Genomic DNA, 10156 nt, shown 5'->3' with positions numbered 1-10156 from the left:
GCTAACTTCTCCTGAATCGTCCTCGGAGTCCCCGGCGTACCAAACACCCGGAAACGCGTCCCCGAATTCCCATACGCCCAAGAGGGAACCTCAATAGCAAGCTCCTCGAGCCTGCCCAGCGCCGTCGTCGTGTTGTTCATAAGTGGATCTATCCGTTTCTGCGTGCGCGGTACGTCTGAAGGAAGAATGGGCAGGGCTGGGAGCTCAGATCGGGGCCACTGCGGGCAGGGCCCCGATCCGGGTTAGCAGCCGCCGGCAGCAGGAAGCCGCCGGCTTGTGGTTCTAGAAGTTGAACTTGTCCACATTGTCCGCGGTGAACACCGTGGGATCTCCGAGCAGGACAGTCTTGTTGGCTCCGATAGTGAATTCGCCCATGGAGCCGGCCTCGAACTTCTCGCCTTCTGCCCCTGTAATCTGACCGGACGCGAGAGCGGCGCCTGTGTAAGCAGCGAGGTAGCCCAACTTTTCAACATCCCAGAGAGCGAAGGACTTCATGGTGCCGTCCTTGACAAATTCCTTAAGGTGGCTGGGGAATCCAAGACCCGTGAGCTGGACCTTGCCCTTGTACTCCGAGCCGGACAGGTACTGTGCGGCAGCCGCGATGCCAACAGTGGTGGGCGAAATGATTCCCTTGAGGTTAGGGTGCTGCTGCAGGAGCGCCTGGACTTCCTGCTGGGACTTCTGGGCGTTGTCGTCGCCGTAGACAGTTGAGACCAGCTTCAGCTTAGAGTATTCGGGCTTTTGGAGTTCTTTCTTCATAAGTTCGATCCAGGCGTTCTGGTTCGTCGCATTGGCCGTGGCCGAGAGGATGGCGATCTCGCCGCCCTCGGATCCTATTGCCTCGGAAATCAGCTTGATCTGGGTTGAAGCAATCCCTTCGGACGTTGCCTGGTTTACGTAAACGTCGCGGCATTCGGGATCTGTGTCTGAGTCGAAGGTTACAACCTTGGCGCCGGCGTTCCGGGCTTCGTCGAGGGCCGAACAAATGGCCTTGGGGTCGTTGGCTGAGGTGACGATCACTTCGGTGCCCTGCTGGGTGAGCGTGTTAATGTAGCTCACCTGGCTGGAAGCGCTGCCTTCGGACGGACCGACCTCGGAGAACTCACCCTTGAACTCCTCTACGGCCGTCTTGCCGCCGCGGTCGGTGACAGTGAAGTAGGAGTTGTTCAGCTGCTTGGGCAGGAAGGCCACCTTGAGCCCTTCCTTAAGCGGGGCGTTGGGATCAGCGCTGGCCGTTGACGTGCCGCCTCCAGCATCTGCGGTGGATCCTGAGTTGACTGTGGTCCCCCCGCAGGCTGTCAGGGCCAGGGTAAGGCCGGTGACGACGGCAAGATAGGCCGGTGCGACGCGGCTGGTTCCTCTTTTGCTGAATTTCATGGTGCTGCCTTTCGGGTTGAACGTCGTTGTTGCAAGTGGGTAATAGGGCTAAGTGGTGAGAGGTCTCTTTCGGGCCGAGCGGGCCCAAGTGACGGCATTTGGAGCGACGACCGCTGCGATCAGGAGTCCTCCGGTCAGCATTGAGAGCGTGTCCTCCGGGACGCTTGCCAGCTGGAGGGCGTTGCGGAGGATGGCAAGCAGCGCTACGCCGGCGATCACGCCCGGCAGGTTGCCCTTGCCGCCGAAGATAGATACGCCTCCCAGAAGTACGGCTGCGATGACTGACAGCTCCAGGCCGGTCGCGTTGTCCCCTCGTGCGCTTCCGTATCGCAGGGTCCACCAGATGCCGACCAGAGCCGCAATGGCGCCGGAGACGACGAATAGCCAGAACTTCGTCCGTGCAACCGTGATCCCGGAGAAGCGGGCAGCGTGTTCGCTGTAGCCGATGGCGAACAGTGACCGGCCGAAGGCCGTGAAGTGCAGGATCACCCCGAAGACAACAGCCAGAAGCAGTACGGGGATGATCCAGACAGGAATGCCAGATGTTCCAATCTTGGCTTGCAGTCCGGAGGTGATGACGCGGGGAAAGCTCGTCACTGCCTGGTCCCCCAGGACCACAAAGGCCAGTCCCCGGTAAAGAGCCAAGGTGCCGATAGTCACCGCGAGTGACGGCAACCCCAGAACCGAGACAAGGAATCCGTTCACGGCCCCGGAGATGGCACCGAGCACGAGGCACAGGGGAATGATGGTTTCCAGCGGGAGCCCGCCGCTCCAGAGAGCGCCAAAAACGCAGCTGATGAACCCGGCGATGCTGGCAACCGAAAGGTCAATCTCCCCGGTGAGAATGATCAGTGTCATCGGTAGCGCCAGCAACAGGATGGGGATCATGTCTATCAGAAGAAACCCTGCATTACGGGGTGAGGCAAAGCCGTCCACCATCACTGAAGCCACAAGAATGCTGAGGAGGACCGCGGCGATGATGGCTGCGTCCCAACCCTGCAGGAAGCCCCAACGGGAAGCGGCGGTACGGGTAACCGTTGGTCGTGGTGCGGTTTCAGCCAACATGGGTGTCGTGTCCTCTCAGCCGTCGCTCAGTGCGCAGGGCCAGGTAACGGTCAAGTGCAATCGAGGCCAGAATCAGGGCACCGATCATGGCCCGCTGCCAGAACGGGGATACTCCCAGGACTGGCAGGGCAGAGGTAATGGTGGTCAGAAGTACTGCGCCTATTGCCGCCCCATAAACGGTTCCAACGCCGCCTGCGATCGCTACGCCACCAACGACGGCCGCTGCCACAACGTTCAGTTCCATGCCTTGGCCCGCCGTGGCGTCCAGGTTTCCATACTTTGCGGCGTAAATAACGCCCGCCAGTCCGGCCAGAGCGCCGGAGATTGCAAAGGCAATGAAAACCCTCCTGCCCACCCCGATGCCGTAGAGCCGAGCAGCGAGATCATCTGACCCGACTGCATAGAATTCGCGGCCGGACCGCATGTTCTTCAGGTAAAGCCCAAAGAAAAGGACGACGGCCAACGCTATGAGCGCGAGATAAGGGAGCGCGAAGACTGCTCCGCTTCCGAGATCCAGAAAGGCCCGGGGAAGGTTGGACGGGCTGATCTGCTGGCCTTGCGCCCAGGCGAAATCAACACCTCGGAAGATGTACAGCGTGCCCAGAGTGACCACCAGGGATGGAACCTTGGCAATGGCAATCAGCGCCCCGTTCAGCGCCCCCAGCAGCATGCCCAGTCCAATGCCGATCACCAACATCACCAGGACGGGAAGCTCGGGCAGTGCGATGAAAATCTTGCCCGTCGCGAAGGCCGTAAGGCCAAGCACTGCCCCCACCGACAAGTCGACGTTCTTGGTGATGATGACCACTGCTTGACCAACAGCGAGAATCACCAGGATGGAGGAATTCAGGAGCAGGTCCTTGGTGCTCTGTGCGCTGAGAAATCGGGGGTTCGCGGCGACTGTTGCTCCAATGAGAATTGCGAGGGCGAGGAAAACGCCGAATTCCCGGGAGCGGGTCAGGGTCCCCAGCCAGGCCAGCGAGGGCTGGCGTTGAAGGGCTAGTGTGGTCACGCTTTTGGCTCCTTGTTTGGGGATTCGACGCCGGTGGCTGCAGTCATGACGGTCTCCTCGGTGGCCTCGCTGCGGCTCAATTCTGCGGTGAGGCGTCCTTCGTGCATGACCAGGACCCGGTCAGACATCCCGAGGATTTCCGGAAGTTCTGAAGAGATCATCAGGACGGCCAGACCATTTCCCGCCAATTCGGAAATAAGCCGGTGCACCTCGGATTTTGTGCCTACATCAATTCCCCTGGTGGGTTCATCGATAATGAGGATTTTCGGACCGGTGGCCAGCCATTTGCCGAGAACGACTTTTTGCTGGTTTCCTCCGGAGAGTGTCGAAATAGGTGAATTTGGCGAGCCGGCCTTGATCTGAAGCCTTTTTGCCCAATCTCTGGTGGTTGCGGCCTCGGAGCGGTTGGTCAGCAGCCCAAAGCGGCTCAGCTTATGCCTCAGAGTGAGCGTCAGGTTCCGGCTCACCGGCAGCTCCATAACGAGGCCCTGTTTGCGCCTGTCTTCGGGCACCAGGCCTACGCCTGCGGCCATGGCTGCACTCGGGGAGAGCGGCTTCAGCGGCTTGTCGAGTATCAGGACTTCGCCGGCATCGTATTTGTCGACGCCGAAAACAGCCCGCGCAACTTCTGAACGCCCGGCGCCAACCAGGCCGCTCAGTCCCACGATCTCACCGGCATTGACGGTGAAAGAGATGTCGTGAAAAACGCCCTTGCGGCTTAGCTTCCTGACTTCCAGGGCAACGCCACCAATCTTGGCGTCTTGCTTGGGAAACAGGGATGCGACGTCGCGACCAACCATTTGGCGGATGACCTGGTCAATGCTGAGTTCAGCGGCGGGGGCCGTTAAGACGTGCGCGCCGTCGCGCATGACCGTTATCCAGTCCGCGAGAGCGAAGACCTCCTCGAAGCGGTGCGAAATGAACAGCACTGCCGCTCCCCTGTCCTGCAACGTCCGGGTCACGGCAAAGAGCCGCTCGACTTCTACGCCGCTCAATGCGGCCGTCGGCTCATCCATGATCAGGACACGCGCATCCAGGGAGATCGCTTTGGCAATTTCGACCACCTGCTGATCGGCAATGGAAAGACCCTGCGCGCTGCGGTCGGGATCGATCCGTACTCCAAGCTGGGTGAAAAGCTCCACGGCCATCCGCCGCATCAATTTTCTGTCTATCCGTCGGAAACGCCCGAGGGGCTGGCGGCCCATAAAGATATTTTCGGCCACAGTAAGGTCCGGAAACATTGTTGGTTCCTGGTAGATGACGGCGATTCCTGCTTCGCGGGCCTGAAGCGGATCCCGAAAGGAAACCTCCTCGCCATCCAGGAGGACGTGGCCCTGGTCCTGCTGATGAAGGCCGGCCAGAGTCTTGACCAGGGTTGACTTCCCGGCCCCGTTTTCGCCCACGAGGGCAGTAACCTGCCCCCGGAGGAGGCTGAGGTTGGCACCCCGGAGGGCCTTGACTGCTCCGAAAGCCTTGTGGATACCCCGAAGCTCCAGAATCGGGACAGGATCATCGGCGGCAGCGGGACTGCTGCGCAGGTCGACGCCATGCGTATACGTGTCGTCCATGCCGGTTACTCCTTTGTAATGAATCGATTCATTGTGAACGTGATCACAACGTAGGGCATGCGTTGGCAGCGTGTCAACAAACCTCTGAATTCGGCCCTAATGAAGGGTTGTCTTCGCAATGCGGCTTGTGCGGTCCGATTGATTCATTTATTGATTCGATTCATTGAGAAAGCGCTTTATCGACGGATCCATTCGAAGTAAAGCGCATTCCAACGGCAATACAGTGCTTTTGGTTAGGCTCTCTAATCCTTCGCGACATTTCCCTGATGCTTGGCAGTCGAATAGGTTGCGGACATTATTCAAGGGCACTGCTGGTCCTTGGATCGATTCACACATCTCTTAGGTGAAGCGACGAAGTGCGCCGGATGGCAAATCCTCCCCCAAAGGCTCCCGGAGTGCATCTCACCCGCAGTGACGGTTCAAGGGGACGTTCAGCCCGGGAACATCGGGCTCCACTTTGCTGGCAGCACGGGAAGCGACGGGTACCGCTATATTTTCGACGCCGGCCCCTGCGTCCGTGCGTCATGGCAATGCGTCTTTGCTATCCGGAGGACGGGGAGTCCGCGTTCGCGGTTTCCTTCGCCTCTGCGGACGCCTTTATGTAAGACGCCGAAACCCGGCGGTAAACCGGAGTCAGGAAGGCCAGCAAGGCCGCCACGACCATGATGATCCCCGCGATCAGGAACACCAGGGCGATGCCACGGGAGACGCCCTCGCCCAGCAGCGGGGCCAACTGCGCAGCGCCCTCCTCGGACCGCGCGTACGGGATGATCCAGAATTGGGCGATCGGGGCAATAAGGAACGCGGTGATGGGTGCTGCAGCAGATTCGAATGCCATGGCGAATCCGAACACCCGGCCCTGCCGTTGCAGCGGCACCACCTGTTGGATGACCGTCTGCTCCGCAGCCTCCACGACAGGGATGAGAACCAGGTATAGCCAGATTCCTGCGATGTACAGCCAGGCCCACTCCCGCACTGTGAATACAGCACCGAGGATCCCCATGACCACCACCGCGCAAAGCATGGTGCGCAGCGGGTTGGCCCCGAGCCCGAACTTGCCCACCAGCGCTCCACCTATGATGAAGCCCGTGGACCCCAGCGCGAAGACGGCTCCCCATATTTCAACCGGGAACATCTCCAGGCCATAGGGATCCATCAGCGCCATGTAGACGCCGCCGATGAAGTTGTTGAACGTGGAGAACAGGATCAGGGCGAAGAGTCCGGTGATGGCCAGCACGGCGGCAATGGAACCGCGTAGGTCGAACGCGCCGTGCGCGTCCGTGGAGGCCACGTGCACTTCCTCCGGCATGTGCAGAGTGAGCAGGTGCGCGAAGGCCAGCACAGTCAGCACCACGGCGACGACGACAGTCCAGCCCATGCCCAGTAGCCCGATGGACAATCCGGAGAGCACCGAGGTGACGATAAACGCCAGTCCCTGCACCATACCCACCATTCCGTTGGCGTTGGCCCGCCGGTCCGGCTCAATGAGGATGGTGACAATGGTGGAAAGGGCCACGTTGCGCATGTTCTCCACAACTGCTCCAACGAGGATGATCAGTGTGAACAGCCAGAACCACGGCTGTGTAAGGTCCAGCAGCTGCGGGGTGGGCGTCAGCAGGAACATGACTCCGGACAACACAAACATCACCAGGGTGAAGCCCGCCGCGAAGCGCATCACGGCCAGCTTGCGGTAGCGGTCCACGAACGTGCCGAAGCTGATGCTCGAGAGGGCGATCAACAGCATGTACGCGCCGCCGACCACCCCGGTGGCGATCACGTTGCGCGTTTCCAGATATACCCAGAATGTCAGCGCGAACCACAGGTAACTCGTCGTGATGTTTGCCAGGGCTGTGTTCACCAGGATTCCGGCGAACGTGCGGGCACGCTGTGCCGGACTTCGCAAGGACGTGTCGACGGCGTCCGGATCAGTTATGCGCGAGGCCGGTTCCTGCTCGGTCATGCGTCCCAGTGTAATGACAACCGCGAGGCGCGGACAGGGTCCGGACCTGACGAAAGTTATCAGGAATAGAGGTGCAATGTGGACACCGTTTCCTATTTCGTCAGCGACCCAGCAAGCTATACAGGGGGCCAGTAACAAGGTGCGGTTGTGACGCACCGCCGCATAGAAAGGCCCGCAAGCCGTGCCACGACCAGAACGGTCACGCAATCCGTTGGTTCGCAAGTACCTCGGGGCCAGCCATAAAAACCTTGCAGGTTCCAGAGGCCTTGGTGAACTGAAGCCTGTGGAGCCAACCGCCCGACAGGACGGAGTGCCGATCCTCGGCGAGGACCAGGTCTACGTCATGAAATACGGAACGGAGTACCACGGGGCGTGGTGCCTGGTTGTGGCCGAGGCGTGGGACCAGGCACCCAGGGGCCTGCATGTGACCCTCTTGGCTGATGTCGGAGAGCGAAACGGGTGCATGGGATGCGATGTGATCCTGAAGCAGGTGTCATCTGCGCTGGACCAGCACGTGCAACCCCCACTCTCCCCGGAACTCCCGCCGTCTGATGCATTAATCCCGTTGAAGGTCATCGGGGTTGCCCATGGAATTCTCTTCCTGGCAGCGGGGCAGGAGCATCAGGAGCGTCTTAACGAGACTGCGGTGGAGCCCGCGACCCCGCTGTCTGTAGACGGGCGGCGTGACGGCATGGTGGTCCGGCTGGATGCCACCCGCACCGAACCACTCCTGGTTGTGCAGCTGGATCCGCGTGCCACCGTAACGGACGGTCCGTACCAGATGCACCTGCGTCGTCCACTCCAGCGATCGGCGACCAAACCTTATGCCGTTGAGTGTGTCGAACCGGTACCGTGCCCCTAGATGTTTATCTCGCCCAGCTGCGTTGCCGCTACCCCTGGCTGATATCCACGCCGGTGATTGGCGCCCCCGCGCGCTCGTAGACAAGGGAGACCGCACCCTTGGGGAACGCCTGGGGTGGCTGAGCGAACCGGAACGCAGCCGGCACGCCGGTGCCATCGGCGAAAAGCCGCTTGCCTGATCCGAACGTGAGCGGGTAAAGGAAGAGGTTCAGCCGGTCGACGAGGTCAGCCTCGAGCAGCGATCGTGCGAGATTCCCGCTGCCGACGACGTGAATGTCGTCGAAACGGTCCTTCACCGCCGCCACCTCCGCAACGTCCGACAGCGCCGTCGTTCCCTCCCACCCCGGATCCGTCAGGGAGCGCGACACAACGAACTTCGGCAGCGCGTTGAACGTCTCGGCGATCGGGTCATCGCCGCCTTTGCCCGGCCAGTATCCGGCAAAGATGTCGTAGGTCTTGCGTCCGAGCAGGAGGGCGTCCATGCGGTCGATTCCGGCGCCGATCGCCTGCCCGGTCTCCTCGTCAAAATACGCTCCCTGCCAGCCGCCGAACTCGAAGCCGCCCTCCCGGTCCTCATCGGGGCCGCCCGGCGCCTGGTACACGCCGTCGAGGGTGATGAACAGGTCAACGGAGAGGATTCCCATGATGTGCTCCTTCGCATGAACGGCGACCGGGTGCCGCCTCTGCCTGTGCGTCAATCGGGATGGCCGGGAATCGACGCCGCTGGGTGCCAGACTAGCGACGAACGTACGGGAGGTCGAGAGGTGGACGGGCGAATCCTTGTTACAGTGTCGAGCGCTCTGCCGGACGGACTGTCGCTGGTTGCCTGCTCTGCAGGAGGGGAGCGAAGAACGCACCCAGCTCCCCCGTTGCCGTCAGCGGCAGGACGTTGGCGACATACTGGTCCGGGCGCACCACCACAACGACGCCGCCCCGGTCAAGGCCGCGCAGTTCGAAGATGTCTGCATGGGGATCCGTCGCATAGACCTTCTCGTAGTCGATGAGTTTGAACGGGCCGACCTGGGGCTTGAAGACTGCGGGAACGGCGCCGATATCGATGCGAGCATGCTCCTGCTGATAGATCACCTTTACGTCGAACCAGGCGTCAGGATCCGCGCCCGACGGCGTTGCGGCGAGCGGCGATTCCGGCGAGTTCGCGATCCACTCGGCGAACTGTTCAGTAGGCGAGGCGGTCCCTTGCTGGCCGCTTTCCGGTTTTCCGGACGGGGTGGCAGGATCGGCGAAGACATAGATGCGCCAGCGGCCGTCCGCCCGCGCATGGTGGCCAAGGTGCATCGGATTGGTGTCCCCGACCCTGACCACCGGCGCTGACTTGAAGCGTTTGCCGACTGTAAAGCCGGTGGCCAGGTCCTGGTATTCAGAGCCACCGACAAGTACGGACGGCGCGTACTCGGTCATGAAACCGGCAGGGAACTCTGCGGTGCGGACGTAGAAATCCTCAAGATCGGAAGGGTGCTCAAACTCCTCGGGTTTCTTCGCCATCATCGTGGACCACTCCTTATCGAAGTCGATGAGGTTCTTCGCCACCACCTGGCGCTCGGCCGAGTACGTGGACAGCAGGCTCTCCGGGCTCCGGCCCTCAAGCACGTGGCCGAGCTTCCAGGCGAGGTTGAAGCCGTCCTGCATGGAGACGTTCATGCCCTGGCCGGCCTTGGCACTGTGAGTGTGGCAAGCGTCGCCGGTAATGAATACGCGTGGTGTGCGGGTGCCGCGTTCGTCCGGGAGGACGTCGTCGAACCTGTCAGTAAGACGGTGGCCAACCTCGTAGACGCTGTGCCAGGCGACGTTGCGAACATCGAGCGTGTACGGGTGAAGGATGTCATTGGCCTTGCCGATGATCTGCTCGATGGTGGTGCCGCGCACGGCGCCTTTGTTCTTCGGGTCCACCTCACCGAGGTCAACGTACATACGGAACAGGTGTCCGCCTTCGCGGGGAATCAGCAGGATGCTGCCGCCCGCGCCTGACTGGATGGCGCACTTCGTCCGGATATCAGGGAAGTCAGTGACGGCGAGGGCATCCATAACCCCCCAGGCATGATTGGCCTGGTCCCCCGCGAGGCTACAGCCGATCGATGCCCGCACCCTGCTGCGGGCACCGTCGGCGCCGACGACGTACTTGGCCCGGACGATGCGCTCCTGCCCCTCATTGGGTCCTGCCGTGTGAAGAAGGGTCACCGAGACCGGGTACTCCCCCTCGTTGATGACCTCGAGGCTAAGGAACTCGAAGCCGTAGTCCGGGGACATACGGGTCGGTGAGTTCGCCATGAACTCGGCGAAGTAATCCAGTACCCG

At 61.3% G+C, this 10156-nt stretch carries 8 protein-coding genes and 1 pseudogene; 1 reads left to right on the top strand and 8 read right to left on the bottom strand.

The window, feature by feature from the left end; genetic code table 11:
* The 6 genes and pseudogenes from RIN13_RS19260 to RIN13_RS19235 form a co-directional block, all read right to left on the bottom strand.
* A pseudogene (locus RIN13_RS19260) lies at positions 1 to 140 on the bottom strand (rhamnose isomerase); the annotation flags it as partial.
* A 142-nt stretch (positions 141 to 282) separates the two neighbouring features.
* Positions 283 to 1377 (bottom strand): rhamnose ABC transporter substrate-binding protein, encoded by a 1095-nt coding sequence (rhaS, locus tag RIN13_RS19255; protein WP_309108924.1) that lies wholly within the window; start codon positions 1375 to 1377, stop codon positions 283 to 285.
* 48 nt (positions 1378 to 1425) lie between these two features.
* Positions 1426 to 2442 (bottom strand): ABC transporter permease, encoded by a 1017-nt coding sequence (locus RIN13_RS19250; protein ID WP_309108923.1) that lies wholly within the window; start codon positions 2440 to 2442, stop codon positions 1426 to 1428.
* The gene (locus tag RIN13_RS19245) at positions 2432 to 3454 is read right to left on the bottom strand and encodes an ABC transporter permease (RefSeq protein ID WP_309108922.1); all 1023 of its coding nucleotides are present in this window, start codon (positions 3452 to 3454) and stop codon (positions 2432 to 2434) included. Before RIN13_RS19245 ends, RIN13_RS19250 begins: the two co-directional genes overlap by 11 nt.
* On the bottom strand, positions 3451 to 5022 hold the full coding sequence (locus RIN13_RS19240; protein ID WP_309108921.1) for a sugar ABC transporter ATP-binding protein: 1572 nt from the start codon (positions 5020 to 5022) through the stop codon (positions 3451 to 3453). Before RIN13_RS19240 ends, RIN13_RS19245 begins: the two co-directional genes overlap by 4 nt.
* Positions 5023 to 5563: 541 nt before the next feature.
* Positions 5564 to 6982, bottom strand: a complete 1419-nt coding sequence (locus RIN13_RS19235) for an MFS transporter (RefSeq protein ID WP_309108920.1) — start codon at positions 6980 to 6982, stop codon at positions 5564 to 5566.
* A 181-nt stretch (positions 6983 to 7163) separates the two neighbouring features.
* Between RIN13_RS19235 and RIN13_RS19230 the strand changes: the two genes are divergently transcribed.
* Complete coding sequence (locus RIN13_RS19230) at positions 7164 to 7844, top strand: hypothetical protein (RefSeq protein WP_309108919.1); 681 nt, start codon at positions 7164 to 7166, stop codon at positions 7842 to 7844.
* Positions 7845 to 7872: 28 nt separating this feature from the next.
* Here RIN13_RS19230 and RIN13_RS19225 read toward each other — a convergent pair whose 3' ends face one another.
* Positions 7873 to 8487 carry a dihydrofolate reductase family protein gene (locus RIN13_RS19225; RefSeq protein ID WP_309108918.1) on the bottom strand — a complete coding sequence of 205 codons (615 nt, stop codon included), beginning with the start codon at positions 8485 to 8487 and terminating at the stop codon, positions 7873 to 7875.
* Positions 8488 to 8626: 139 nt separating this feature from the next.
* On the bottom strand, positions 8627 to 10156 hold a 1530-nt coding region (locus RIN13_RS19220), incomplete at its 5' end, for an FAD-dependent monooxygenase (RefSeq protein WP_309108917.1).

Source organism: Arthrobacter sp. (genome assembly GCF_031179985.1).
Lineage (GTDB): Bacteria > Actinomycetota > Actinomycetes > Actinomycetales > Micrococcaceae > Arthrobacter.
Note: the sequence above shows the minus strand (reverse complement) of the source record. Positions and strands in the feature narration are given on the sequence as shown.